Annotated in this window: 26 protein-coding genes; 4 read left to right on the top strand and 22 right to left on the bottom strand. The window is 42.0% G+C overall.

The window, feature by feature from the left end; all coding sequences use genetic code 11:
* Window positions 1-48 precede the first annotated feature (48 nt).
* Entirely contained in the window at window positions 49-753 is a 705-nt protein-coding gene (locus KFO40_RS17685; RefSeq protein WP_008645497.1) for an SAM-dependent methyltransferase, read from the top strand.
* Here KFO40_RS17685 and KFO40_RS17680 read toward each other — a convergent pair.
* From KFO40_RS17680 to KFO40_RS17670, 3 genes are all read right to left on the bottom strand, one after another.
* A complete protein-coding gene (locus KFO40_RS17680) occupies window positions 719-1,837 on the bottom strand; it encodes a hypothetical protein (RefSeq protein ID WP_004320922.1) in 1,119 nt (372 codons plus the stop codon). The two genes, KFO40_RS17685 and KFO40_RS17680, sit on opposite strands and share 35 nt — an antisense overlap.
* Window positions 1,838-1,900: 63 nt before the next feature.
* A complete protein-coding gene (gene lipA / locus KFO40_RS17675) occupies window positions 1,901-2,749 on the bottom strand; it encodes a lipoyl synthase (protein WP_004320921.1) in 849 nt (282 codons plus the stop codon).
* Window positions 2,749-4,959 (bottom strand): S9 family peptidase, encoded by a 2,211-nt coding sequence (locus tag KFO40_RS17670; protein ID WP_211146654.1) that lies wholly within the window; start codon window positions 4,957-4,959, stop codon window positions 2,749-2,751. Before KFO40_RS17670 ends, lipA begins: the two co-directional genes overlap by 1 nt.
* 154 nt (window positions 4,960-5,113) lie before the next feature.
* On the opposite strand from KFO40_RS17670, the gene KFO40_RS17665 reads away from it, so the two are divergent.
* From KFO40_RS17665 to KFO40_RS17655, 3 genes are all read left to right on the top strand, one after another.
* Window positions 5,114-5,416, top strand: a complete 303-nt coding sequence (locus KFO40_RS17665) for a hypothetical protein (RefSeq protein ID WP_004301693.1) — start codon at window positions 5,114-5,116, stop codon at window positions 5,414-5,416.
* A 139-nt stretch (window positions 5,417-5,555) separates the two neighbouring features.
* Window positions 5,556-5,924: a BlaI/MecI/CopY family transcriptional regulator gene (locus tag KFO40_RS17660; RefSeq protein WP_004301694.1), complete on the top strand. Its 369-nt coding sequence runs from the start codon at window positions 5,556-5,558 to the stop codon at window positions 5,922-5,924.
* A gap of 23 nt (window positions 5,925-5,947) precedes the next feature.
* Window positions 5,948-7,579: a M56 family metallopeptidase gene (locus tag KFO40_RS17655; RefSeq protein ID WP_074706695.1), complete on the top strand. Its 1,632-nt coding sequence runs from the start codon at window positions 5,948-5,950 to the stop codon at window positions 7,577-7,579.
* 49 nt (window positions 7,580-7,628) lie between these two features.
* Here KFO40_RS17655 and miaA read toward each other — a convergent pair whose 3' ends face one another.
* The 19 genes from miaA to KFO40_RS17560 form a co-directional block, all read right to left on the bottom strand.
* Entirely contained in the window at window positions 7,629-8,525 is an 897-nt protein-coding gene (miaA, locus tag KFO40_RS17650) for a tRNA (adenosine(37)-N6)-dimethylallyltransferase MiaA (protein ID WP_004308534.1), read from the bottom strand.
* 121 nt (window positions 8,526-8,646) lie between these two features.
* Window positions 8,647-9,201, bottom strand: a complete 555-nt coding sequence (locus tag KFO40_RS17645; protein WP_004308535.1) for an IS1096 element passenger TnpR family protein — start codon at window positions 9,199-9,201, stop codon at window positions 8,647-8,649.
* Between the two features lie 21 nt (window positions 9,202-9,222).
* The gene (lpxA, locus tag KFO40_RS17640) at window positions 9,223-9,990 is read right to left on the bottom strand and encodes an acyl-ACP--UDP-N-acetylglucosamine O-acyltransferase (protein WP_004320906.1); all 768 of its coding nucleotides are present in this window, start codon (window positions 9,988-9,990) and stop codon (window positions 9,223-9,225) included.
* Between the two features lie 18 nt (window positions 9,991-10,008).
* Window positions 10,009-11,394: a bifunctional UDP-3-O-[3-hydroxymyristoyl] N-acetylglucosamine deacetylase/3-hydroxyacyl-ACP dehydratase gene (locus tag KFO40_RS17635; RefSeq protein WP_004301699.1), complete on the bottom strand. Its 1,386-nt coding sequence runs from the start codon at window positions 11,392-11,394 to the stop codon at window positions 10,009-10,011.
* An 11-nt stretch (window positions 11,395-11,405) separates the two neighbouring features.
* Entirely contained in the window at window positions 11,406-12,446 is a 1,041-nt protein-coding gene (gene lpxD / locus KFO40_RS17630; protein ID WP_074706692.1) for a UDP-3-O-(3-hydroxymyristoyl)glucosamine N-acyltransferase, read from the bottom strand.
* An 82-nt stretch (window positions 12,447-12,528) separates the two neighbouring features.
* Window positions 12,529-13,758, bottom strand: a complete 1,230-nt coding sequence (locus tag KFO40_RS17625; RefSeq protein ID WP_009040145.1) for an HD domain-containing protein — start codon at window positions 13,756-13,758, stop codon at window positions 12,529-12,531.
* A 30-nt stretch (window positions 13,759-13,788) separates the two neighbouring features.
* Window positions 13,789-14,613, bottom strand: coding sequence for an orotidine-5'-phosphate decarboxylase (pyrF, locus tag KFO40_RS17620; protein ID WP_074706689.1), 825 nt, complete (start codon window positions 14,611-14,613; stop codon window positions 13,789-13,791).
* An 82-nt stretch (window positions 14,614-14,695) separates the two neighbouring features.
* Complete coding sequence (gene prfA, locus KFO40_RS17615) at window positions 14,696-15,808, bottom strand: peptide chain release factor 1 (protein ID WP_004301709.1); 1,113 nt, start codon at window positions 15,806-15,808, stop codon at window positions 14,696-14,698.
* A gap of 3 nt (window positions 15,809-15,811) precedes the next feature.
* Window positions 15,812-16,978, bottom strand: a complete 1,167-nt coding sequence (locus KFO40_RS17610) for an AIR synthase-related protein (RefSeq protein WP_074706687.1) — start codon at window positions 16,976-16,978, stop codon at window positions 15,812-15,814.
* 211 nt (window positions 16,979-17,189) lie between these two features.
* Entirely contained in the window at window positions 17,190-17,771 is a 582-nt protein-coding gene (locus KFO40_RS17605) for a LemA family protein (RefSeq protein ID WP_211146653.1), read from the bottom strand.
* Window positions 17,772-17,779: 8 nt separating this feature from the next.
* Complete coding sequence (locus KFO40_RS17600; protein WP_008645477.1) at window positions 17,780-18,100, bottom strand: type II toxin-antitoxin system RelE/ParE family toxin; 321 nt, start codon at window positions 18,098-18,100, stop codon at window positions 17,780-17,782.
* Complete coding sequence (locus KFO40_RS17595) at window positions 18,097-18,396, bottom strand: hypothetical protein (RefSeq protein ID WP_211146652.1); 300 nt, start codon at window positions 18,394-18,396, stop codon at window positions 18,097-18,099. Before KFO40_RS17595 ends, KFO40_RS17600 begins: the two co-directional genes overlap by 4 nt.
* A gap of 71 nt (window positions 18,397-18,467) precedes the next feature.
* Window positions 18,468-19,391, bottom strand: coding sequence for a TPM domain-containing protein (locus tag KFO40_RS17590; protein WP_211146651.1), 924 nt, complete (start codon window positions 19,389-19,391; stop codon window positions 18,468-18,470).
* A gap of 72 nt (window positions 19,392-19,463) precedes the next feature.
* Window positions 19,464-20,414 carry an alpha/beta hydrolase gene (locus tag KFO40_RS17585; protein ID WP_211146650.1) on the bottom strand — a complete coding sequence of 317 codons (951 nt, stop codon included), beginning with the start codon at window positions 20,412-20,414 and terminating at the stop codon, window positions 19,464-19,466.
* A gap of 18 nt (window positions 20,415-20,432) precedes the next feature.
* Window positions 20,433-21,179 (bottom strand): shikimate dehydrogenase family protein, encoded by a 747-nt coding sequence (locus KFO40_RS17580; protein ID WP_211146649.1) that lies wholly within the window; start codon window positions 21,177-21,179, stop codon window positions 20,433-20,435.
* Between the two features lie 39 nt (window positions 21,180-21,218).
* Window positions 21,219-21,956: a bifunctional demethylmenaquinone methyltransferase/2-methoxy-6-polyprenyl-1,4-benzoquinol methylase UbiE gene (gene ubiE, locus KFO40_RS17575; RefSeq protein WP_004315680.1), complete on the bottom strand. Its 738-nt coding sequence runs from the start codon at window positions 21,954-21,956 to the stop codon at window positions 21,219-21,221.
* Between the two features lie 161 nt (window positions 21,957-22,117).
* Window positions 22,118-23,062 (bottom strand): phosphoribosylaminoimidazolesuccinocarboxamide synthase, encoded by a 945-nt coding sequence (locus KFO40_RS17570; RefSeq protein WP_004315679.1) that lies wholly within the window; start codon window positions 23,060-23,062, stop codon window positions 22,118-22,120.
* A gap of 88 nt (window positions 23,063-23,150) precedes the next feature.
* Window positions 23,151-24,143 (bottom strand): PhoH family protein, encoded by a 993-nt coding sequence (locus tag KFO40_RS17565; protein ID WP_211146648.1) that lies wholly within the window; start codon window positions 24,141-24,143, stop codon window positions 23,151-23,153.
* Window positions 24,144-24,217: 74 nt separating this feature from the next.
* Window positions 24,218-25,774: an ATP-binding protein gene (locus KFO40_RS17560; RefSeq protein WP_074706675.1), complete on the bottom strand. Its 1,557-nt coding sequence runs from the start codon at window positions 25,772-25,774 to the stop codon at window positions 24,218-24,220.
* Window positions 25,775-25,779: the final 5 nt, after the last annotated feature.

Genomic DNA, 25,779 nt, shown 5'->3' with positions numbered 1-25,779 from the left:
TTTGATTTTTAATATTAAAGTATAGTCTCTTAATTCTCAATTTAAAAAGTGGAAACTGCCCTCTATTTGTTGCCCGTGACGTTAGGTGATACGTCTATTGAAAAGGTTTTGCCTTCTTATAATAAGGAGATCATTTCTGGTATCCGGTATTTTATAGTCGAAGATGTTCGTTCTGCCCGGCGTTTCCTGAAAAAGGTGGACCGGGAGATTGATATTGATGCATTGACATTTTACCCGTTGAACAAGCATACTTCTCCTGATGATATTTCCGGTTATCTGCAACCTTTGGTGGGTGGAGCTTCAATGGGGGTTATCTCCGAAGCAGGTTGTCCGGCAGTAGCTGACCCGGGAGCGGATGTGGTTGCTATCGCACAACGTAAAAAGCTGAAAGTGGTTCCTTTGGTCGGACCTTCTTCCATTATCCTTTCCGTGATGGCTTCCGGCTTTAACGGGCAGAGTTTTGCGTTTCACGGTTATCTGCCGATTGAACCGGGAGAACGTGCCAAGAAACTAAAAGCACTGGAGCAGCGTGTGTATGCTGAAAATCAGACGCAACTTTTCATTGAGACGCCTTACCGGAATCATAAGATGGTAGAGGATATTTTGTTGAATTGCCGTCCTCAAACAAAGCTCTGTATCGCTGCCAATATTACTTGTGAAGGAGAATATATACAGACGCGTACAGTGAAGGACTGGAAAGGACACGTGCCCGATTTATCTAAGATTCCCTGTATTTTTCTCTTATATAAATAACGCCTTTCAGGTGTTCATATTCATCTTCGAAGCAGCTGCTGAAGAAGCCTTTTCCTAAGTTTTCCTCTATCTGTTTGAAATTCCACAGCTTACTGTTTTTAAAGCGGGGGGTACAAAGGATGGAATCATCTTTGATATCGACAATGAATAGATAGATAAGACGGTTGGTCACTTCATTCTCGAAGTGATAAACGATGTTGAATTCAGGTTTGATACCTTTTTCATGAGGAAAAGCATTGTTGATTAAACGAGTGGCGCCTGCTTCCAGAGATTCTCCGTAGCGGAGATAACATTCCATGGGAATATCTACTTTTCCTCTATCCAGAATGGCTGTTGATGGCCTGTCGCAAAGGAATAACATTCCGTGAGTGGATATGGCAATTCTTATCACCGGATTGATGTATGCATTTTTGTAATTAACAGCTTCTATTGCAGGTGTTTTCCCGATCACGTCTCCTTCGGTATTCACAATAGGAACATATTCCGTGTGTGACATTAAATGATTGAAGAAACGGATGGCGATCTGATTGAACAGGATACTCATCAGAAAGACAGCAGGGGGGAACACTTTATAGAGTACAAACATGCTCGTCTTGCTCAACGGGTCTTGGAAAACGATGGTAATGCTGATTATAATAAAATGCAATATACCGAAGATCAAAGCGATACGGGCAGATACAACGGCTGCTTCTGCTCCCTGCGCATATAAACGTTTGTTGCAAGAACCTATCTGTTTTAAGAAATGGTTGATAAACCTTTTCTTATGCATGTAAAGACTTAGCATCGGAATGAGAATACTGACTTCCAGCGTAAGTGGAAGTGCACCGGGTGGAACGTAATCACCAGGAATGAGAGCTGCTACGGATAATAGTGCTAACACTCCGGTTGCTATATAGAGGATAAAATTAGGAATTAACAATCCCTTACGTCGATAAGAAAGGTATATACCTATAATACCTATGCCTGTACCGATGTAAATAGCCGTGTCTTGCGTTATAAGTTCACACAATAAAATGGAAATAATAACGGGGATAAAACCCAGCGACATGTTAAATGCGGAAGAAAGTGTTCCTTTATGAGCCATCTCTATATTTATGTTTATTTGTCGGTTCTATCAATAAAACAAATAGGGGATATGTTTTGTTTGCTAACGAATATGTTTCTCTGCATGGTAGGAGGAACGAACAAGGGGAGCGCTTTCTACGATGTTGAATCCTTTCTCTAAACCTACAGTTTTATATTCTGCAAATTGCTGCGGAGTGATGTATGCTGCAACGGGATAATGCCGGTGACTCGGTTGAAGGTATTGGCCTATGGTAAGAATCTGGCAACCGGTTGCTAACAGATCATCCATCAATGTTTCGACTTCCTCCGGGGTCTCACCCAGTCCGACCATAATGCCGCTTTTAGACTTAACTCCCTTCTCGGAAATGTGTCTGATAACTTGCAGACTTGTATCATAATTTGCCGCACTGCGCACTAGCGGACTAATGCGGCGTACGGTTTCCATATTGTGTGAAATAATGTCGGGACGGGCTTCGATTACCAAATCTAACAACTCCATCCTGCCTTGAAAATCAGGAATGAGCACTTCGATTGTTGTTTGTGGATTCAGCCGTTTTATTTCCTGGATGGTACGTGCCCAATGTGTTGCTCCCAAATCCGGCAGATCATCTCTGTCTACGGAAGTGATGACAGCATGATCCAGTTTCATCAGTGCGATGGATTCTGCGACATGGGTAGGTTCGTTTGCATCTAGCGGGTGCGGGCGGCCGGTTTGTGTGTTGCAGAATTTGCAACTGCGCGTGCAGATGTCACCGCCAATCATAAAGGTAGCAGTTCCTTTTCCCCAGCATTCTCCCATATTAGGGCAACGCCCACTGCTGCATATAGTATGCAAGCAGTGGGAGTCGACAATCCGTTTGGTTTCGGTGTATCGTTCGTTGGCACCAATATTAATTTTCAGCCATTCGGGCTTACGTACTCTGTCCGTCATTATAAATTGTTCAAGAAAAAGTTGGTCAACCGTGTGTATAGGTGTTGGCGGGTATTGCCACCATATATTCCATGATTGCGGTTTGTATACACTTGCATATCAAATTGTTTTCCAAGCTGAACCAACTGCTCGGCATATTCCGCACAATTTTGGAAGTGCACATTATCGTCTGCCATGCCATGCACCAACAACAAGTTTCCATGTAGTTTGTCAGCGCGGGTGAAGGCTGATGATTCCTTATATCCTTCCGCGTTCTCTTTCGGAGTACGCATGAAGCGTTCGGTATAAATCGTATCATAGAAACGCCAGTCGGTGGGTGCAGCTACTGCTACTCCTGCTTTGAATACGGGAGTTCCTTCGCTCATGCTCATAAGAGTCATGTATCCGCCGTAGCTCCAGCCCCAGATTCCGATGCGATCTTTATCCACGTATGGCTGTTTGCCGAGATACAAAGCAGTCTCTACCTGATCTTTGGCTTCTTTGACTCCGATTTTCAGATAAGTGCATTTCTCGAAAGCTTCTCCACGACCTCCTGTGCCGCGACCGTCCACGCATACCACGATATAACCGAGGCTTGCCATGTATGTTTCCCAACTGATTCCCCAGGTATCTAATACCTGTTGAGAGCCCGGACCGCTATATTGATACATCAGTACCGGATATTTTTTGGATGCGGAGAAATTAACCGGTTTCATCATCCAGCCGTTCAACTTCACGCCATCTGTGGTTTGGAAAGTGAAGAACTCTTTTTGTGGCACAGCATATCCAGACAATGTTTGTTTCAATCCGTCATTGGTAATAAGCGTTTTGAGTGTTTTGCCCGAATTATCATTCAGTGTAACCAGCATCGGAGTATTCAAGTTGGAGAACTTGTTCATGTAATACTTCATCGATTTGCTGAAGAGCGGTGTATTGGTTCCTACCTGTTGGGATAGTTTGAGCTTCTTGCCCTTCTTGTCTATTTTATAGACAGCTTTGCGCAGAGGGCTTTCTTCATTGCTGGTGTAATAGAAAGAACCGTCTTCTTCATCATATCCCAGAAAATCTTTCACCTCAAACTTACCGTTAGTAACCTTTTTAATCAGATTCCCCCCCATGCTATACCAATAGAGGTGACTGTAACCGTCACGTTCGCTAAGCAGGCTGAAGTATTCCGGATAGAACTGGATATTATCGAAAATATTCTCCTTGATATAATAAGGAGACTCATCGCGAAGCATTAGTTTGCAAAGTGTGGAACGAGGATCGGCAAAGTAAAGATCAAAACGGTCTTGATGGCGGTTCAATGTCATGATAGCCAATTTATTGGCATCCTTTGTGAAACGGATACGCGGAATGTATCCATCTGCATCCAATGGGAGTTTCATTGTACGGGTGACATGTGATTTGATGTCATACGTACGTACCTCTACTTTCGAATTCGGATATCCGGCTTTTGGATACTTATATGTATATTCGCCCGGATAATCTTTTAAAGCATCAATGCGGGGTGCTTGTCCGGCAAATACCGGGAAAGAGTAGGAGGGAACTTCCGACTCGTCGAAACGGATAAAAGCAATCAGCGTATTGTCGGCGCTGAATTCCAAAGCACGGTCGAAGCCGAACTCTTCTTCATACACCCAGTCAGGAATACCGTTGATTACCGAATTCTGTTTGCCATCTTCTGTGACCTGGCTTTCGCTGTTGCCGTAAAGCAACTTAACAAGAAATATGTTATTGTTGCGTACAAATGCAATCATGGTACCGTCCGGAGAAAAGACGGGGACCTGTTGAGGTCCACCGTCAGACAGCCGTTCAATAATGTTGTTTGTCGTAACGCCCTTATCATTTCGTTTCAAAGGGTAAATGTAATGTACAGCTGTGTATGAATGCCTATAAATAGGTGTTGTTTTAGTAGCAATCAGCAATTTCTGACCGTCGGGAGAGAACTGATAACTGTCGAAGTTCTTGAAGTCACATTCGCGTGTAGTATTTACATCGAAAATCACTTCTACTTTCTCACCTGTCTTGAAAGAGTATTTAATGATTTGCGTGCCGTCAGCGTTCATCTGTGTGTAGTGTTCACTATCAGGCATAGGGATTACTCCCTGAATATTTTCCGGGCGGAAACGTCCGGAAGTAATATCTTTTAAATCGAGTGCCTTTTGTCCTTGTGCCATTCCGGTCAGACAGAGAAGGCAGAGTAATAAAGTGATGCTGATCTTTTTCATCTGCGTTTATAATCGGTTTTGGTTTTAATTCGTACTTGCAAAAGTAACAATAAACTTAGATTCAACAAAGCCTGACCGATTTTTATATAGATTTGATAAGGATTATTGGGTGAGATTCAATATCTTTGTGAAAAGGACTTTAAACATTACCACTATGAATTCAAAAAGAAAAGACTTGCAATATGCTTCTGTCTTCTTATTGGCCGTGGCATTGACGTTCCTGATGGGGAAGGGTGATAATCTGTGGTTGGTGTCATGGGGTGACTTGATACCGAGTTTATTTGTACTGTTCATAGCAGGTGATTGTTTACATAGTTCCCTGCTTCGTATCAAACGTGGCGAAGAGGAGGGAGGAGCCCGGTGGAGTACTTGTTTCACTTTTCTGGTATTCAGCATTATTTTTATGGGCGACTTGTTCTTTATCGGCAACTTTATAGTCAATAAACTGTGGAGCTAAAAGAGATGTAATAAATCTGTTTCACAGGTGTTTAATAGTAGATTCTTCGTCTTAACTATAGCTTTTAGTTTACTTTAACTAGATAAATTAGTTTATGAACTAAAACTTTTCGTTATTTGCAGCAAACAAAGTTGCAGATATGAAAGGATTAACAGCAAAAGAAGAAGAAATCATGGGCTTTTTCTGGGAAAAAGGTCCCTTGTTCGTGAAGGAAATGTTGGCTTTCTATGAAGATCCCAAGCCACATTTCAATACATTATCTACGATTGTGCGTGGGTTGGAAGAAAAAGGTTTTCTAGCTCATTATACTTTCGGAAATACCTATCAATATTATCCCGTAGTTAGTGAAGAAGATTTTCGTAAAGGAACGCTGCGGAATGTGATTAGTAAGTATTTTAATAATTCTTACCTGAATGCCGTTTCTTCTTTGGTTAAGGAGGAAGATATTTCCTTGGATGAATTGAAACAGCTCATCGAGGAAGTGGAACAGGCTGACAAAAAACACTAATCTATTAAACGAAAATCTATGCTATGGGAGTTTTCTTCATTTATATATTAAAATCATCTGTTTGTCTTGTTCTGTTTTACCTGTTTTTCCGGTTATTACTTAGCAAGGAAACCTTTCATCGTTTCAATCGTATGGCTTTATTGGGAGTGTTGTTCTTTTCATTACTCATTCCTTGTATCGAAGTAACTACCCGGCATCAGGTTGAAGTGCAGCAGGCTGTGCTTTCCATTGAACAATTGCTATTGATGGCAGAGTTGGAGACTACTCCTGCCAATGTCGGTGCAGTGCAGGAGACGTCGGCCATATCTTGGGTACAGATTGTTCTGTTGGTCTATTGGGCGGGTATTCTGTTTCTTGCCTGTCGCAATATCTATTCTTTGATTTGTCTCTTTCGGTTGGTACATTCCGGCAAACATGAGAAGTTGGAGAAAGGGGTTACACTTGTGGTGCATAATCAGGAGATAGTTCCGTTCAGTTGGATGAAGTATATTGTCATCAGCCGGAAAGACTTGGAGGAAAACGGGAGGGAAATCCTTATTCATGAAATGGCTCATATTCACCATCGCCATTCAGTAGATTTATTGGTAGCGGATATTTGCATCTTTTTCCAATGGTTCAATCCTGGTGCATGGTTGTTGAAACAAGAGTTGCAGAACATTCATGAGTATGAAGCGGACGAGACCGTCATTAATGAGGGTGTAAACGCGAAAGAATATCAACTATTATTAATAAAAAAAGCCGTTGGCACAAGGCTCTACTCTATGGCCAACAGCTTTAATCACAGTAAACTTAAAAAACGTATCACTATGATGTTAAAAGAAAAATCGAATCCGTGGGCACGGTTGAAGTACTTGTATGTACTTCCGTTGGCAGCTATTGCAGTAACTGCTTTTGCCCGTCCTGAAATCTCTGAAAAAGTGGAAGAGATTTCTGCAGTCAAAGTTAATGATTTGGCGGAAATTGTGGAAAAAAAGAGTGAAGAAAATGTTGTTAAGGAGCCTATTGATACTACCAAGAATAAGGTAGTAGTGGTAGGTTATCGTACAGAAAAAAAAGATTCTGTCTTAACATCCGGGAAAAAGAAGGTGGCTATTTCGGTACAAGGAATTTCCGGTGAAGGAAAACCTTTGGTTATTATTAATGGGAAAGAGTCTGAACGTGAAGTAGTAAATGCTTTGAATCCTGAACGTATTGAAAGTGTGTCTGTCATAGGTCCTGAAAAAGCTATTAAGATTTATGGAGAAAAGGCTAAGGATGGAGTGATGGATATAAAACTATATTCGGAAAAAAAGTTTGCGCCGAGAAAGATTGAAATCGAAGGCATTAATAAAACAAGGTTGGATGCATTAAATAGTGGGGCAAAGAGTTGGGGAGCTACGTTTCGTTCTGCTGATGGAGGTAAACCTTTGGTTATAATTGATGGCAAAGAGGCTACAGGTGATGATCCTTTAGCGAATATTTCTCCTGATCGTATTAGGAGTATATCTGTATTGAAAGATAAGACTGCATTGGCTGCTTATGGTGATAAGGGAAAGAATGGAGTGATTGAAGTAAATCTATTAGTGAAAGAAGAATATCAAGCCCGTCAAATTTCTATTCGTGCTATTAATGATACAGTGACTTCAATAATAAAAGTAACTGCATCTGAAGAATAGCAGTAGATTTTAGATGTCTTCTGTTTCTAAATATTGTCAAAATATAATGTTATAAAGATTGACGGAGGTACGCTAGTATCTCCGTTTCTTGTTCCGGGTGGAACCATTTTATTTCTTCATCTCTTTTGAACCAGGTCATCTGTTTACGCGAATAAATGCGGGAGTTTTGCTTGATTTTGTCTATAGCAAAGGAGAGTTCCCATTCTCCGTCCAGATATTTGAACAGTTCTTTATAGCCTACTGTATTGAGTGAATTGAGGTGACGATAGGGAAGTACGGAACGTACTTCTTCCAATAATCCTTCCTCCATCATCTGGTCTACCCGACGGTTGATACGGTCATAAAGTTCTTCCCGATCACGAGTCAGGCCGACTTTCAGAATACGGAAAGGACGCTGTTTTTTTTGTTGGGTGCGAAAAGAAGTATAAGTGCGTCCGGTCATATAGCAAATCTCCAACGCATGAATCACCCGCTTGGGATTCTTTAGGTCTACAATCCGGTAATATTCCGGATCTAACAAGCGAAGTTCTGCGCAGAGTTGTTCAAGGCCTTCCTCTTCATACTTTTGTAACATGAGTTGACGGGTTTCCGCATCAACGGTAGGAATATCGTCAATTCCCTTACAGATAGCGTCTACATACATCATTGAGCCACCAGTGAGAATCACGACTTCGTGTTGCGTGAATAATTTCTCCAGAATTTCCAGTGCTTCTGTTTCGTATTGGGCAGCGCTGTAATAGTCTGTGAGGTGGAGCGTGCCGACCAGTTGATGGGGGACACGTTTAAGTTGATCGGGAGTCGGAGCTGCCGTACCTATTTTTAATTCGGCATAAAGCTGTCTCGAATCGGCAGATACAATGCTTGTCTGAAATGTTTCTGCTAAGCGCAGGCTCAACTCTGTTTTCCCCACACCTGTAGGACCTATAAGAACAATGAGAGTAGGCATAGATTTTTAAGTATTAAGTATAGAAGTATTAAGTATTAAAGCGTACGGGACTAAAAAAATATTAGGTATTAACTGCCTGACACTACATAGCAATTAATACCTAATACTTGATATTTAATACTTAAAATTTTTCTTCTTCGTATGGGCTGCTAGTGTCACCACCTATGTCAAATCCTTCCTGATCGAAATCTTCCATGTCGAAGTCCTGGTCTCCATAGAAGTTTTCATCCAGATCAAGAGAACCTCCCGCAGCGGTCATTTCTTCAAAATCTACCGTTTGTTTAGGAGCATCTCCTGATTTCTTGGTACATTTGGCACCATTCATATCTTTTCCGGTAATAATTTCGGATAGTTCGATGAAGAAACAACGTTCTGTTATGTAATCGAATACATATAGCAGTTTCTGTTTTTCGTCTTCTACCAGTTCACTGATAGCAGTGTCTTTCATTACCCAGCTATCTATTTCCGGATTGTCGTCCATTTCTTCTAAGGTTACTTCTTTTCCTTTTTCCCAGTCGTCATCGCAGATAAAGAAAGAAGTCATCTGGTCGTTTGCGTACCCTACTGATTTCAGTATTGCTTCATGGAAGTCATAAAAAGTTGCTTCCGGATCAATTTGTATTTCTCTGACAAAATCGTCAACTTCATCAGATATGATAGTAAATCTGTATATCATAATATGACTATTTTGAACTGTTTATTTAATAATACCACGTTCTGAATTACGGATAAAATTGACTATATAGTCAATCTCCGGGCTCTTTTCGAATTCATCTTCTATTTTTTTCAATGCTTCTGTCGTGTTCAAACCACTTTGGTAGATGATACGATATGCATTGTGAATACTTTCGATCACTTCATTGGAGAAGCCACGACGGCGCAAGCCGATGATATTGATTCCGCTGAAAGCGATCGGTTCGCGTCCTGCAATGATGTAAGGAGGAATATCTTTACTGAAACGGCATCCGCCCTGAATCATTACATGACTGCCTACATGACAGAATTGATGCATCAATACATTGGCGCTGACAATCGCGTTATCATCAATGACGATTTCGCCTGCCATCTTGGTAGAGTTACCGATGATACATCCGTTACCAACCAATGCGTCGTGTGCTACGTGTACACCTTCCATCAATAAATTGTTATTTCCCACAATCGTGCGCCCTTTAGCTGCCGTACCACGGTTGATTGTTACATTTTCACGAATCAGATTATTATCTCCGATTTCGGCTGTCGATTCTTCACCGCGAAACTTGAGGTCCTGCGGAATGGCTCCGATAACGGCACCCGGAAAAATCGTGTTTCCGTTACCAATACGTGAACCGTATAAAATATTGGCGTTAGCCATAATTTTATTGTTGTCGCCGATAACTACGTTCTTATCTATAAATACAAAAGGCGCAATTTCTACATTTTCTCCGATCTTAGCTTCGGGATGGATATACGCTAAAGGACTTATCATGCTTTTAAATATCAATTATTACTTATTTTTTACTATTTGTGCCATGAATTCTGCTTCGCAAACAACTTTCTCGCCGACAAACGCATATCCTTTCATGGTAGAAATGCCACGGCGGATAGGTGCCAGCAGTTCTACACGAAAGATGATTGTATCTCCCGGCACTACTTTCTGACGGAATTTCACTCCATCTATTTTCATGAAATAGGTAGAATAACGTTCAGGATCATCTACGGAATTCAAGACGAGCAAGCCTCCGACTTGTGCCATTGCTTCCACTTGAAGTACTCCCGGCATAACGGGCTCCTGTGGAAAATGTCCCTGGAAGAAAGGTTCGTTGGCTGTGATATTTTTAATACCTACAATGTAGTTGGCACCAATTTCAATCACTTTGTCCACCAGTTGGAAAGGATAGCGGTGCGGTAACAATTCGCGGATACGGTTTACATCCATTATTGGTTCACGGTTACAGTCGTAACTTGGTGCCTGTATTTCGTGCAGACGGATTTCTTTCCGCATCTGGCGGGCAAATTTATTGTTGATGGTGTGTCCCGGACGGGTAGCGATGATACGGCCTTTAATCGGTTTTCCAATTAGAGCGAGGTCACCGATGACATCAAGCAGTTTGTGACGGGCACATTCATTGGGCCAAACTAACGGTTTGTGATTGATATAGCCTAACTGATCGGCATCCATGTGAGGTACTCCCATCACATCTGCCAACTTATCGAAGCTTTCCTGTGACATCTTGCGTTCGTAGATTACGATCGCATTGTCCAGGTCGCCACCTTTAATCAATCCGGCGGAGAGCAACGGCTCTATTTCACGAACAAAGACGAAAGTACGGCTGGCAGCCACTTCGTCTTTGAAATTATGCATATCTTCAAGGGTAGCAAACTGATTCGGGATAATAGTCGAATCGTAAGAAACCAGTACATTCAGACTGAAATTCTCGTCAGGTAGTACAATGATAGAAGAACCAGTCGTTTCATCCCGGAACTCAATTTTAGACTTGATAATATAAAAGTCTTTGACGGCATTTTGTTCTACTGTTCCTACACGTTCTATTTCTTGTACGTAATATTGTGCACTACCATCTAAAATAGGAAATTCCGGTCCATTAACTTGGATCAGGCAGTTATCAATGCCCAATGCGTAAAGGGCTGCCATACCATGTTCAATGGTGCTTACTTTGACTCCATTTTTCGACAATACAGTACCACGGGTGGTTTCTGTTACATTGTCGGCTACTGCGTCGATAGTTGGTTGTCCTTCTACGTCAATGCGTTGGATTTTATATCCGTGATTGTCCGGAGCAGGATTAAATGTTACAGTGAGATCAAGTCCAGTGTGAAGACCTTTCCCGCTCAGTGAAAAGCTATCTTTCAGCGTTTTTTGTTTCAGCATTGGTTACTTATTTACTTATTTAATAGTTGTTTTAATTCTTCTATTTCTTTGCGCAAATTACGCAATTCTTTCTGCATATCCGGTAAGCTTCTTTGTGCGACGGATGCTTTGAAGTATTGCTTCAGTTCCATAGGAGGAGTTCCGATAAGCTGGCTACCGGATTTAATGTCTCCGGGTACACCTGACTGTGCACCTAAACCAACTTTGTCTCCTATTTTGGAATGTCCTGCAATACCTACCTGACCTCCGATCATACACCATTCACCAATTTTGGTAGAACCGGCAATTCCGGCTTGTGCAGCCATTACGGTATGTGAACCTATTTCATCATTATGTGCTATTTGTATCAGATTGTCTAATTTGACACCACTATGCACTACCGTAGCTCCCATTGTAGCACGGTCTACACAAGTATTAGCACCTATATCTACTTTATCTTCCAGAATAACAATTCCGATTTGCGGAATCTTATCGTATCCATTCGGAGTGGGAGCAAAACCAAATCCGTCAGCTCCAATCACTGCACCCGAGTGCAGGATACATTCGTTACCTATGCGGCAATCATGATAAACATTTACATTGGAGTAAAGCAGGCAACTGTTGCCTATCTTCACGCCGTCTCCAACGAAAGTGTGGGGGTAAATTTGAGTATTATCTCCAATCACGGTATTTTCACCGATATAGGCAAAAGCACCGATGTATACATTCTCACCAATTTTGGCGCTGGGTGCAACGAAAGCTAATGAATCTATCCCTTGTTTCTTAGGCTTGCTCATCTCATAAAGATTGAGCAATTTAGCCAGACTTTCGTATGCATTGTCTACTTTGATAAGAGTAGCTTTAATTTCGTGTTCGGGAGTGAAGTCCTTATTAACCAAGACAATGCTTGATTGTGTTTCGTAGATGTAAGGTGTATATTTGGGATTTGACAGGAAAGAAATTGCTCCGGGCATTCCCTCTTCAATTTTAGCGAATGTGTGTACCGTAGCGTTTTCGTCTCCAATGATTTCCCCTTGGATAAATGCTGCAATTTGCTTAGCCGAGAACTCCATGTCTTTTATTTAAAATTTAATTAGTTCACAAATAACGGATTTTTTTTTCAGATTTCCGTGTTATTGCATGAATATTTTATACTTATCTGTGTAATCTCTGATAGCAGAGATAGTATTTCTTTACCTTTTTGGACAATAATGAGATGTTCAGCATGTCCGATGCTTCGGCAATATTTTTGATAGTGCCGTCTTTGTAGATAATATCAATACTGTCATCTGCCGGGTCATACATATTCTTTTCGATGCTGGGGGTAGAGACAAAATAGTTCGCTTCGGAAAGGGTTATGCCTAGTTGCTGGCTGATGTGCAAAGTTAATTCTTTTTTTCTGTCCTCACTAATAGGTTCCGACGAAATTTCCACTTTAAAGATATTTCGGTTTATCATTCCCGTACTTAAAGTGGAAAGTACCTTATCTGTGTGGGTGCTCCACACTTTCAAGGCTGTCCATATATCATTGTCGTCCAGCTGGATAAAATTCTCCAGACAGTCGGGGTTGTTATAGAATTCCGTTGGATTGATATCATTGTAAAGGAAAAAACGTAATGCAGGAGATGCAAACAGTTCCACTCCTTGTGAAGCCAGTTCTTTGGCACGCAAGAGAGTACTAATCAGCATCTTTTCGTATGCCACGGACGTCTTATGCAGGTATACTTGCCAGTACATCAGGCGACGTGCCGTGAGGAAATTCTCGATAGAATAGATCCCTTTGGATTCGACAACCAGTCGGTCATCCGCTACATCAAGCATTTTGATAATTCGGGCGGAGCCGATGTTACCTTCCGTTACGCCTGTATAAAAGCTGTCGCGGCGAAGATAATCAAGCCGGTCCATATCTAACTGACCGCTTACGAGTTGATGCAGAAAGCGTTTCGGGTATTCGTCCTTGAAGATTTGAATGGCAAGACTCAGCTGGCCGTTCATCTCTTTATTCATCTGTTCCATCAACATGAGAGAAATCTCTTCGTGCGAGACTCCTTTTACAATCGTGTCTTCCAGTACATGCGAGAAAGGGCCGTGTCCTATATCATGCAACAGGATGGCAGCCTGCACGGCTTCCGCTTCACTATCAAAGATAAAATTGCCTTTGGAGGCCAGTTGGGTGATAGCTTCACTCATCAGGTGAAAAGCACCTAAGGAGTGTTGGAAGCGGGTGTGTTGCGCACCGGGGTACACAACAGATGACAATCCTACTTGCTTGATGCGGGTAAGACGCTGCAAAAGGGGATGCCGTACTATATCGTACAGTAACCCCTTTGGAATATTGATGAACCCGAATACGGGGTCGTTAATTATCTTTCTTTCGTAAGGCATTCGTTTTCTTTAGAGATCCTTTTTCCCTTTTCAGAGAATTGCTTTGAGTTGTTCAGCCATTTGTGCTTGCACTTCTTGTGCGGCGGTGTGGGCAGCTTCTGCAAATTTCTCTGTTTTATCTACGTAGATAATACCACGCGACGAGTTAACAATCAATCCGCATGTACTGTTCATACCATATTTGCAAACTTCTTCGAGTGAACCGCCTTGTGCTCCCACGCCTGGTACGAGAAGGAAATGGTTCGGGACAATCTTGCGGATGTCCTCAAAAGCACGTCCTTGAGTAGCACCTACCACATACATCATGCGGTCATCGCCAGCCCATTCCTGTGATTTGCGTAATACTTTCTCGAACAGACGTTCGCCGTTTACGTCTTCTGTCAATTGGAAGTCATGAGATCCTTTGTTGGAAGTCAATGCCAACAGGATCACCCATTTGCCTTCGTAGGTAAGGAACGGAGTAACGCTGTCTTCACCCATGTAGGGGGCTACTGTTACAGAGTCGATATCCAATTCTTCAAAGAATGTGCGGGCATACATTGCAGAAGTATTTCCGATGTCACCACGCTTTGCGTCAGCAATGATGAATTGATCCGGATAGTTATCTTTGATATATTTTACTGTCTTTTCAAATGCGATCCATCCTTTTACACCCATGCTTTCATAGAAAGCCAGATTGGGTTTGTAGGCGATACACAAATCAGCTGTCGCGTCAATGATTGCTTCGTTGAATGCGAAGATCGGATCTTCTTCTTTCAACAGATGTTCCGGGATTTTCTTGATGTCAGTATCAAGTCCTACACAAAGGAATGATTTCTTGCGCTTTATGTTTTCAAATAATTGTTGCTTATCCATCTTGTTATTTACTATTTTGCAATTTACAATTTACTATTTTAAGAAACCGTTCTCAACTCTCAATTCTCAACTCTCCACTTCTCTAAAGTTCGCTTTCTTTCAGGCGTTCTGCATTTTCCGCTACGATCAGATGGTCGATACAATCCTGGATATCCCCGTCCATGAAGGCTGCCAGATTATAGATTGTATAGTTGATGCGGTGGTCGGTGATACGTCCCTGGGGATAGTTGTAAGTTCGTATTTTGGCTGAACGGTCTCCGGTAGATACCATTGTCTTACGTTTGGAGGCAATGTCATCGATATATTTCTGATGTTCTTTGTCGTAGATAAAAGTACGGAGACGGGCCAAGGCGCGTTCTTTGTTTTTCGGCTGGTCGCGTGTCTCGGTACATTCGATAAGGATTTCTTCGGCAATACCGGTGTTCGGGTTCTTCCAGATATAGCGCAGACGTACTCCGGATTCTACCTTGTTTACATTCTGTCCGCCGGCACCGCCGCTTCGGAAAGTGTCCCATTTGATTTCTCCTTCATTGATGACTACATCGAACTCTTCTGCTTCAGGAAGTACGGCCACGGATGCGGCTGAAGTGTGAACACGTCCTTGCGTTTCCGTCGCAGGAACACGCTGTACGCGGTGTACTCCCGATTCGTATTTTAAAATTCCGTATACATTATCGCCTGTCACACTACAAACAATTTCTTTGAATCCACCGGCTGTCCCTTCGTTCGCATTGGAGACTTCCATTTTCCAACCTTTGGTTTCACAGAATTTGGCATACATACGGAAGAGGTCGCCGGCAAAGATAGCTGCTTCGTCGCCTCCTGCACCTCCGCGGATTTCGAGAATAGCGTTCTTGCTGTCTTGCGGATCGGCAGGGACAAGCATCAGTTTGATTTCTTCTTCCAATACCGGAAGGCGCTCTTGACTATTGTCCATTTCTTCTTTCGCCATTTCGCGCATTTCAGCGTCCGATTCATTGGCAAGGATATTTTTAGCTTCTTCAATATTACCCAGTAATTGGATATATTCTTTCCTTGCTTTCATCAAGTCGTCTAATTCCTTATATTCTTTAGTCAACTTGACATAACGTTTCTGATCGGCAATCACTGCCGGGTCTGTGATAAGGGTAGATATTTCTTCAAAACGGGCTACGAGTCCGTCTAATTTTTCTAGTATGGTACTATTGTCTGCCATTCTTTAATATCTAAATTCTCCGAATTCGCTCTTAATGATTAATTCTGTTTGCTCGCATGCTTCAACACGTCCTACAATCTGTGCCGGGATACCGAATGACTCGGAGATAGCTATCACTTCTTCTGCATGTTCCGGTGACAGGTAGACTTCAAGGCGATGTCCCATATTGAATACCTTGTACATTTCTGCCCAGTCCGTACCGCTTTGTTCTTGGATCGTTTTGAATAAAGGAGGAACAGGGAAAAGATTATCTTTTACTACGCGTACGTTTTCTACAAAATGCAGAACTTTAGTTTGTGCACCACCGGAGCAGTGTACCATTCCGTGGATTTCCGGGCGCAATGCATCAAGTAATTTTTTGACTACCGGTGCGTATGTACGGGTAGGAGAGAGTACTAACTTACCTGCATTAATTGGAGAATCTTCTACGCTGTCTGTTAGTTTTAACTTACCGGAATAAACTAACTCTTCAGGAACTGCAGCATCATAGCTTTCCGGATATTTTTCAGCAAGATATTTGCCGAATACGTCGTGACGGGCACTCGTCAAACCGTTGCTACCCATACCGCCATTATATTCTTTTTCGTAAGTAGCTTGTCCGTAAGAAGCTAACCCAACGATCACGTCACCCGGACGGATATTGGCATTGTCGATAACGTCTGAACGTTTCATACGGCAAGTTACGGTAGAGTCAACGATGATGGTACGTACCAAATCGCCGACATCTGCAGTTTCACCACCGGTTGCATATACGCCTACACCCATTTCACGGAGTTCGGCCAGCAATTCGTCTGTTCCGTTGATGATGGCGGAGATTACTTCTCCGGGAATCAACAGTTTGTTACGTCCAATGGTAGATGAAACAAGGATATTGTCTACGGCACCTACACAAAGCAGGTCGTCGATATTCATAATCAATGCATCCTGTGCAATACCTTTCCAAACGGATAAGTCACCCGTTTCTTTCCAGTACATATAAGCAAGAGATGATTTGGTTCCGGCACCATCGGCATGCATAATGTTGCAATATTCCGGGTCACCTCCCAATATATCGGGAATAATTTTACAGAATGCTTTCGGGAAGATTCCTTTGTCGATGTTCTTGATGGCGTTGTGCACATCTTCTTTTGATGCGCTTACTCCACGCATCATGTATCGTTGATTACTCATGAGTTATAGAATTATTTTGTATACGGCTGCAAAAGTACAGCTTTTTTTTGGTACAGCCAACTAGGTACTAGTAAATGTTAATCATTAACTTTTATACTTTAGGATATTCTATTGAAAAGGAGAAAAATAATAGAAAATTAAGAGTTAAAATCATAGTAATGAGAACTATGAATTTAACTCTTAATATAGAAGTGTTTTATCTAATCTTTTTTTAGAATTCTACCTTCGGAGCCTTTTCACTTCCTTCCTCTGCTTCAAAATATGCTTTCTTATCGAAGCCGAACATTCCAGCAAAGATATTTTTCGGGAAACGGCGGATATTGGTATTATAAGCCTGGGCAGCATCATTGAAGTTTTTGCGTGCTACATTGATACGGTTTTCTGTTCCTTCCAGTTGGGCTTGAAGTTCCAGGAAGTTCTGGTTAGCTTTCAGGTCCGGATAATTCTCGGTGATAGCTAATAACTTACCCAATGCTGATGTTACAGCACCTTGTGCCTTTTGGTATTGTGCTAGCTTTTCCGGTGTCAGGTCGGCAGCATCTACTTTGATTTGAGTAGCCTGGCTACGTGCGGCAACAACTCCTTCCAATGTTTCCTTTTCATGTGTCGCATATCCTTTCACTGTGTTTACCAAGTTAGGAATCAGGTCGGCACGACGTTGATATTGAGTTTCTACATTTGCCCATTGACTACTTACATTCTCGTCCATAGTAACCAGACCGTTATATACACTTACTGCCCATATAACAAGGATAACCACAACGGCTAAGATGATAATAATTGACTTCTTCATGTTTCTAATTATTCTATAGTTTTTGTTAATTTATCAGGGTTTTGACGAACGTCCCAAACTGTCACAATGATTACATCCTTATTAGCATCAACGTAATAAATAAGTTTATAATTAGTGTCTACTACTAATGCTCTGTAACAGAGTGTAACTCTTTCTGAAGTATTTAGAATGTTTCCCGCATTTGGGAAAGTTCTAAGCATCTCTGCTTCTTTGATAAGTTTATTATGTAATTTAGCAGCTATACGTTCGTTTTTTGTATATTGTAATGTTTGTAAATAAACTAATTCTAGCGTTTGCAAAGCCGATTGAGTCCAAACAATATTTGTCATTTCATATAATATTTGAGAACATCCTCATGTGAAACAATTCTTCCTGCCTTGACATCCTCCATACCTCTATTGATTGCGATCTCTAATTCTTCTTGAGTATGTGGTAATAACCATGATTTTTGTTCCAATTCGTTGGAGAATCGAAGCATTTCTTTGAGCTGATTTTCTTCCATTAACATAACTCGTTCCATAATTTTCTGTCTCATGGTGATGGTGTCCATACCGTAAGAACCAGTTGGCTCATGGACAACTTTTTTTTGTTCTTTTTTTTCTTGATATTCTTTATTCTCTTTCATTTTCTTCTGTCTTAGTCATTAGGTAAAGTTACTAATTTATTTCGAAACTAGGGCATTGGATAACATTTATTTTAGAAACGAGAACCGGCACCACCGCCTCCGCCCATTCCTCCGCCAAAGCTGCCTCCACCGAAACCGCCTCCGCCTCCGAAACCACCTCTGCCTCCGCCAAAACCACCAATGAACGGACCGCCTCCGCCGCCGCCCCGGTGATGGTAATCATTGTCATAACTTTGCTGGCGGCGTATGATGGTATGTCCGCAGTTTCTACATGTATAGGTGACATCTTCGGTCTTCACTCCATTAATCCGGGATACGACTCTGCTTCCGCTTCTCTGCAATTGATGTTTACCGCAATTCGGACAGCGACTTTGTTTGCGTGCCGAAAAGAAAGCAAGACCTCCGCCAATGGCGATAAAACAAAGGATGGCAAGAATAAAATCAAAAGAACCACCACTGTTAGAATCGGAGAGAGCATCATTTTCCATCGAGCCGTCGAGCCGCTGACAAGTCGCTTTTATACCAGCCACCATTCCTGCATCCCAATTCCCATCTTTGAGGTAAGGAATCATATATCTTGTTTGAATCCTTTTGCAGATAGCATCGGGAAGTACTCCTTCCAGGCCATAACCGGTATAGAACTGTATACAGCGTTGATCGGTGACTAATAAAATGACCAATCCATTGTTTTTGCTTTTTTTTCCTACACCCCATTTATTAAGCAGCTGGTGGCAGAAGTCGAAACAATCTTCTTCTCCGATTGAGGGAACTACGGCAACCACTGTTTCAATTCCTGTTTGTTGTTCCAAGGCATAAAGCATGGAGTCTATACTGTCACAAGCAGCCTGTGAAAGTATGCCGGCCGGGTTGCAAACATATTGCATTTTGTTTTGCAGGTGAACTTTCGGAAGGTTGTCTACCGTATATACTTTCTCTTGAGCTTGTAGTGGGAACAGAAGAAAAGTTGCTAGTATAAAAGTTAATATTGATTTCATAACGCTTGTTTTATCTTTGCAAATATAGAAACTTTTTCTGTTATGAATCTAAAACTCCTTGTTATAATAGGTTTAATGGATGTATCGTCCGACGAATGCACGGACTCGGTCGGTGTACTCCTGTTTATTCTCTTGGTATGAAACGGCATGAGCGGCTCCCGGCACAATCCATAGTTCCTTGGGCTCCGGTTTGGCTTCGTAAAGCGGGTATACCATCCAGGTAGGCACATACGTGTCTTTGTCCCCGTGGATAAATAACATTGGAAGTTGTGATTTGGCTACCTGTTTCAGTGAAGAAGCTTCTTTGAAATTCCATCCATATTTCTTTTCGCAAAGCCAGCTTGTGGTGTACATGAGTGGAAAAGGAGGAAGATGGAAACTTGTTTTCAACTCGTGTGAGAATTCGTCCCATACACTGGTGTAACCGCAATCTTCTACAAAGCATTTGACAAATGGCTTTTGTTCCTCACCAGATACCATCATGGTGGTAGCACCTCCCATTGAAATTCCGTGTACAACCATTTGCGTGCTGTCTCCAAAGATTTCATTGGCGATGTTCATCCATTGCAATACATCTAGACGGTCTTTCCAGCCCATTTGAATGGCAGGACCTTCACTTTCTCCCTGATGTTGCAGGTCGGGGAGTAATATATTATATCCTAAATCACGATTATACAGATAACCGATCATAAACATGCGGATAGCATTATCCGTATACCCGTGTACAATGACTGCGGTCTTGCTGGTAGGTTGGGGAGCAACCACATAATACGCATGTAGTTGTATGCCGTGTGGGTTTATGATAAAAGTGTCTTTCAGTGCATCCACTTGTTTCAGGCTATCCACCCATGGACGCAAAAAAGGGTAGTTTTTATACATGAAAGGATAAGAGTCAGCATCTTTAGACAAAATTTTGGCATTCGGAGTCAATGAGAAGTTTAACATATAAAAACTTCCTCCGATAGTGCAGCCGGTCAATGCCAGCATGATAATAATGATGCTATATACTACTTTTCTCCTCATAAAAACTTCTTTTAATCCTTATTTATGCCATATCTCCCAGGCGGCAAATGCCTGAAGCAGGAGCATTTCCAGACCGTTTTTCACAACAGCCCCTTGCGCTTCTCCTTTTTTCATGAACAGCGTAACGTTCGGATTATATAACAAATCGTAGAGCAAATGGTTTGGTGTCAGAAGTTCATAAGGGATATTAGGGCAGAAATCTACCTTAGGAAACATTCCTACGGGGGTACTATTGACAATGACTGTGTATTCTGCTATAATTTCGGGAGTCAGTTCTTCATAAGTCAGCATATCGTCGGCTTTGTGGGTGCGCGATACGAAGATGCTTTCGATACCTAGATTCTTCAGACCGTGGTAGACAGCTTTGGAAGCTCCGCCGGTACCCAAAATCAGCGCTTTCTTGTGATGAGGCTGCAACAAGGGCTGGATAGATTGAGTGAATCCAATGATATCGGAGTTGTAACCCACCAATTTGACTTTTCCTTTTGGCTGGCGAATGATTTTAATTACATTGACTGCGCCTATCTTTGCGGTGTCACGATCGAGTTCATCCAGAAAAGGAATCACTTGTTCTTTGTAAGGGATGGTGACATTGAGCCCGCACAGGTTGGGATTCTCTTCGATCACTTCCATGAAGTTATTGATACTGGGAATCTCGAAATTCACATACTCTGCATTGATTCCTTCGGATTTGAACTTCTCATTAAAGTATCCGATAGAAAATGAATGTCGCAGAGGATAGCCGATTAAACCATATTTTTCCATAATATAATAAGGGTTAAATTAATCATTCACAATGAATTGCTATTTTGTTGCGGTATAAAGAGTGCAGATGCCAAAGGTCAGCCGTTTGAAGTTGACTTCGCTAAATCCGGCTCGGGCGATGACTCCTTTCATCACTTCCCCTTGAGGAAATACTTTGATGGTATCCGGCAGATAGCGGTAGGCACTGTTATCTTTGGAGAGCAGTTTGCCCAATAATGGAATGACGACTTTTGAGTAGATGGAAAACAATTGTTTCATCGGGAAACGGTCCGGAGTGGTAAGTTCCAGAATCACAAGATGACCGCCCGGTTTCAATACACGGCACATTTCGGAGAGTCCTTTGTCGAGGTCTTCGAAATTGCGGATACCGAAAGCTACGGTGATGGCGTCAAAATCATTGTCGGCAAAAGAGAGTGAAGTACAGTCCTCCCGGGCAAAAGAAATCTTGTCCGACAGTCCTTCCTTTTTTACTTTTTCACGTCCCACATTCATCATGCCTTCCGAGATGTCCGTGCCGATCAGTTCGGCAGGCTGTAGTTTGCGACAGGCGAGGATAGCAAAATCTCCTGTGCCGGTAGCTACATCCATCATACGCTGCGGTTGGAAAGGGCGTAACCAGGCAATCGCTTTTTTGCGCCAGCTGCGGTCGATACCTAGAGATAAGGTATGGTTCAGCTTATCGTATGCATGCGCGATGTTGTCGAACATTCGTTCCACTTGCTCGGTCTTTTTCCCTTCTTCGTCGTAAGGCTTGATATGTTGTTGTGGGTAGTCCATTCTTTTTAATTGATAGTTGATAAATGATAGTTAGAAGATGATAGTTGATAAATGATAGTTGGCGGATAATAATTAAGGTTGAAGTTATATGCGATGAATTGCATACGAACTGTCATTCATTATCTGTCAACTATCATTTATTATCTGTCATTTGTTGACTATCAACGATTCAAGAACGTTTCAACGTTTTTGAATATACGTTCAGCGATGTTGGTGGTATCTTCTTTCACAAACTTCTCACCGGTGATGTTTTCGAACAATTCGATGTAACGGTCACTGATGCTTTGTACGATAGCCGGAGTCATTTCAGGCACTTTCTGACCGTCTTTGCCCTGGAAACCGTTTTCCATCAACCATTCGCGAACGAACTCTTTAGAAAGTTGTTTCTGTGGTTCGCCTTTTTCGAAACGTTCCTGGTAACCTTCAGCATAGAAATAACGGCTTGAATCTGGAGTGTGGATTTCGTCCATCAGGTAGATAGTACCGTTGTGCTTGCCGAATTCGTATTTTGTATCTACGAGAATCAGTCCGCGTTCTGCTGCGATTTCAGTACCGCGTTTGAAAAGGGCTAATGTATATTTTTCGAGGATTTCATACTCTTCCGGAGTAGCCAATCCCTGTTTCAGGATTTCTTCTTTAGAGATGTCTTCGTCGTGCAATCCCATTTCTGCTTTCGTAGTCGGAGTGACGATCGGTTCGGGGAATTTTTGGTTTTCGCGCATTCCGTCCGGCAATTTTACGCCGCAAATCTCGCGTACACCGCTTTTGTAAGCCCGCCATGCGCTACCGCACAGGTAACCACGTACAATCATTTCCACTGGAAAACCTTCACACAACACACCCACTGTTACCATTGGGTCCGGAGTAGCCATTTTCCAGTTCGGACAGATGTCAGTAGTGGCATCGAGGAATTTAGCTGCAATCTGGTTCAGCATTTGTCCTTTGTAAGGAATACCTTCAGGTAGTACTACGTCAAAGGCCGAAATACGGTCGGTTGCTACCATGACGAGTTTTTCGCCGTTGATGTTGTACACATCGCGCACTTTTCCGTGGTACACACTTTTCTGTCCCGGAAAGTTGAAATCTGTTTTTGTTAATGCTTTCATAATGATATATATATTAAAATTATGCTTCTTTCTTTAATTTCACCACGGAGGACACGGAGTACACAGAGTCTTCATTGATATATTTGGATTAAATCCTCTGTGTACTCTGTGTCCTCTGTGGTGAACCGTTCCGTTCGGCTTTCGCTTCTTTATCGAACTTTTCGTAAGCATCCACGATACGTTCCACCAGTTTATGGCGTACGATATCTTTCTTATTCAGTTCAACAAAACTGATCCCTTTCACTCCCTTCAAGATGCGGAGGGCTTGCACCAATCCCGATGTTTGTGAAGCGGGAAGGTCAATCTGTGTCATGTCTCCCGTCACAATCATCTTGGTGTTCATCCCCATACGGGTGAGGAACATTTTGATTTGTTGGGCGGTAGTATTCTGGGCTTCGTCCAATATAACGACTGCATCATTCAGCGTACGTCCGCGCATAAAGGCTAACGGGGCAATCTGGATAATGTTCAATTCCATGTATTCCTTTAACTTGGCGGCAGGTATCATATCCTGCAAGGCGTCATATAAGGGTTGTAGGTATGGATCGATCTTATCTTTCATGTCGCCGGGTAGGAAACCGAGTTTTTCTCCGGCTTCTACGGCGGGGCGGCTAAGAATGATTTTTTTGATTTCTTTGTTTTTCAATGCACGCACGGCAAGGGCGATAGCAGTGTATGTTTTTCCCGAACCTGCCGGACCGATGGCGAATACCATATCATTTTTGGCGAATCCTTCTACCAGTTTCAACTGGTTTTCGCTTCGGGGGATGATAGGCTTGCCCGTGACGCTGAACACAATCACGTTTCCTGTCTGTTCCGCTTGCGGAGTATTTCCTTTTATAATGTCAATGATAACTTCTTCTTTCAGTGAATTATATTCGGCGCAGTACTTTTCAAGTTTGGTGATATTTTCTTCGAAGGCACACATTTCCTCCTCGTCGCCCAGCACTTTGATGACATTGCCTCGGGCAACTATGCGTAGCTTTGGATATAAAGCTTTAATTAACTGTATGTTGGCGTTGTTTACACCGTAAAAAATAACCGGATCAATGTCCTCAAGAACAATCAGCTTCTCTATCATTAAGTTGTATTAAAGAAAAATTTCTGCAAATTTAATCAAACGTTTTGGATTCTCTGATTGTTTGGAGGTGAATTTTACTGCAAATCTTCTACTATCCACTTTTCGATGTTTCTTGTTTCATTACTGAAATTAATGCCTATTTTAAATATTTGTCGCTTGTCGGCAGCAAATGCTTGTGCATAATGTTTGTCATTGATTTGTTGCAGAGCCTCTTCGGCGGTTCCCTCCAGTTTGAATTCCATCACATAGATGAAATGATCGGTTTGCAGGACGAGGTCAATGCGTCCTTGTGAGGTATGATATTCTGCTTTTACATAGAATCCAATGAGTTTAAATACGATGAAGAGTACATTTTGATAATGTAGTTCCAAATCGCGTACCAATTCGTAAGGTGTATCGGCAAAGAAACTTTGTAGACGGCGGAAAAAGGCATCATAATCACCGCTTCGTACTTCGGCTACAAATTTACGAATTTGGAATGGTGACTCGATAGCATCTATGTTTGTGTAGAATGGAAGAAGATATTTAACAAAACCTTCTTCTACTTCCCGATTGGGAAATCCCAGGCGATAAGTTCCAAACTCTTTGTCGAATCCTTTGATAGTAAGATATCCACTTTGATAGATGACCGGAATAGGATTTCGGGACGTCGAATCAATGCTGTTCAGTACATCTGCATCCGTTTCTTCATGCGTGATACGTTGGAGATTGTAATTGGATTTCTTTAGTAATTCTACTAGATAAGTCGGGGTGCCGGTCTCAAACCAGTAACTACCGAATTTCATCTTATAGAATGTGTTGAGCAAACTGAATGGATTGTATATTCCTATGGAGTTTTCTACGAAATGATAACCATCATAACATTCTTTCAGTTCGGAGCATACCTCCTCATAAGTCATTTTTTGCTTATCAGCCAAGATATGCAAGTCTTCTTCCATATTGTCGTGGATTTCTTTCTCTGTGATACCGCAGAGTTCCACGTACTGTTCATCCATTGAAATATCAATCAGATTGTTCAGGTCGCTGAATACACTGACTTTTCCGAATTTGGTGACACCTGTAAGGAATCCGAGTTTGATGCATCCGTCTTTACTCTTTAATGCCCCATAGAAAGGCTTTAGTGTGTTTCGGTAATATTTTTGCAGTTCTTCGTTTCCGATAGCTTGCAGCATAGGTTTGTCATATTCGTCTACAAGGATAACAACACGTTGCCCGGTCTGTTCGTAAGCCCGCTGTATGATGCCTGCAAAGCGTAAAGAAAAGGAAACTTCCGACGGGCGTGTGCCATACAGGCTTTCCCAATGTTCCAGATTGTCATTGAGTATTTGGTCCAGACTTTCGGGAGTATCATATTTCTCGATATTTAAATCAAGGTGTAATATCGGGTGTTTGATCCAGTCTTTTTCCAGTTGTTCGATAGCCAATCCTTCGAATAGTTCTTTCTTTCCCTGATAGTATGCTTCAAGAGTAGATATTAACAGACTCTTCCCAAAGCGGCGGGGACGGCTAAGAAAATAGTAACGGCCGGTTTTTACTAATTGGTAAATGAGTCTGGTTTTATCTACATAGAGATAACCATCGTTACGGAGACTTTCAAAATTCTGTATGCCGATAGGATATAGCTTGCTCATAATCT

Source organism: Bacteroides sp. 1001302B_160321_D4, assembly GCF_015667765.1.
Taxonomy (GTDB): Bacteria; Bacteroidota; Bacteroidia; order Bacteroidales; family Bacteroidaceae; genus Bacteroides; species Bacteroides xylanisolvens.
This window is presented reverse-complemented; position numbering and strand designations above follow the sequence as displayed.

Coding starts and splice junctions, on each gene's coding strand:
- KFO40_RS17680 (WP_004320922.1), bottom strand. CDS start 1,837: ATGGCTCATAAAGGAACACTTTCTTCCGCATTTAACATGTCGCTGGGT.
- lipA (WP_004320921.1), bottom strand. CDS start 2,749: ATGACGGACAGAGTACGTAAGCCCGAATGGCTGAAAATTAATATTGGT.
- KFO40_RS17670 (WP_211146654.1), bottom strand. CDS start 4,959: ATGAAAAAGATCAGCATCACTTTATTACTCTGCCTTCTCTGTCTGACC.
- KFO40_RS17665 (WP_004301693.1), top strand. CDS start 5,114: ATGAATTCAAAAAGAAAAGACTTGCAATATGCTTCTGTCTTCTTATTG.
- KFO40_RS17660 (WP_004301694.1), top strand. CDS start 5,556: ATGAAAGGATTAACAGCAAAAGAAGAAGAAATCATGGGCTTTTTCTGG.
- KFO40_RS17655 (WP_074706695.1), top strand. CDS start 5,948: ATGGGAGTTTTCTTCATTTATATATTAAAATCATCTGTTTGTCTTGTT.
- miaA (WP_004308534.1), bottom strand. CDS start 8,525: ATGCCTACTCTCATTGTTCTTATAGGTCCTACAGGTGTGGGGAAAACA.
- KFO40_RS17645 (WP_004308535.1), bottom strand. CDS start 9,201: ATGATATACAGATTTACTATCATATCTGATGAAGTTGACGATTTTGTC.
- lpxA (WP_004320906.1), bottom strand. CDS start 9,990: ATGATAAGTCCTTTAGCGTATATCCATCCCGAAGCTAAGATCGGAGAA.
- KFO40_RS17635 (WP_004301699.1), bottom strand. CDS start 11,394: ATGCTGAAACAAAAAACGCTGAAAGATAGCTTTTCACTGAGCGGGAAA.
- lpxD (WP_074706692.1), bottom strand. CDS start 12,446: ATGGAGTTCTCGGCTAAGCAAATTGCAGCATTTATCCAAGGGGAAATC.
- KFO40_RS17625 (WP_009040145.1), bottom strand. CDS start 13,758: ATGCCTTACGAAAGAAAGATAATTAACGACCCCGTATTCGGGTTCATC.
- pyrF (WP_074706689.1), bottom strand. CDS start 14,613: ATGGATAAGCAACAATTATTTGAAAACATAAAGCGCAAGAAATCATTC.
- prfA (WP_004301709.1), bottom strand. CDS start 15,808: ATGGCAGACAATAGTACCATACTAGAAAAATTAGACGGACTCGTAGCC.
- KFO40_RS17610 (WP_074706687.1), bottom strand. CDS start 16,978: ATGAGTAATCAACGATACATGATGCGTGGAGTAAGCGCATCAAAAGAA.
- KFO40_RS17605 (WP_211146653.1), bottom strand. CDS start 17,771: ATGAAGAAGTCAATTATTATCATCTTAGCCGTTGTGGTTATCCTTGTT.
- KFO40_RS17600 (WP_008645477.1), bottom strand. CDS start 18,100: ATGACAAATATTGTTTGGACTCAATCGGCTTTGCAAACGCTAGAATTA.
- KFO40_RS17595 (WP_211146652.1), bottom strand. CDS start 18,396: ATGAAAGAGAATAAAGAATATCAAGAAAAAAAAGAACAAAAAAAAGTT.
- KFO40_RS17590 (WP_211146651.1), bottom strand. CDS start 19,391: ATGAAATCAATATTAACTTTTATACTAGCAACTTTTCTTCTGTTCCCA.
- KFO40_RS17585 (WP_211146650.1), bottom strand. CDS start 20,414: ATGAGGAGAAAAGTAGTATATAGCATCATTATTATCATGCTGGCATTG.
- KFO40_RS17580 (WP_211146649.1), bottom strand. CDS start 21,179: ATGGAAAAATATGGTTTAATCGGCTATCCTCTGCGACATTCATTTTCT.
- ubiE (WP_004315680.1), bottom strand. CDS start 21,956: ATGGACTACCCACAACAACATATCAAGCCTTACGACGAAGAAGGGAAA.
- KFO40_RS17570 (WP_004315679.1), bottom strand. CDS start 23,062: ATGAAAGCATTAACAAAAACAGATTTCAACTTTCCGGGACAGAAAAGT.
- KFO40_RS17565 (WP_211146648.1), bottom strand. CDS start 24,143: ATGATAGAGAAGCTGATTGTTCTTGAGGACATTGATCCGGTTATTTTT.
- KFO40_RS17560 (WP_074706675.1), bottom strand. CDS start 25,774: ATGAGCAAGCTATATCCTATCGGCATACAGAATTTTGAAAGTCTCCGT.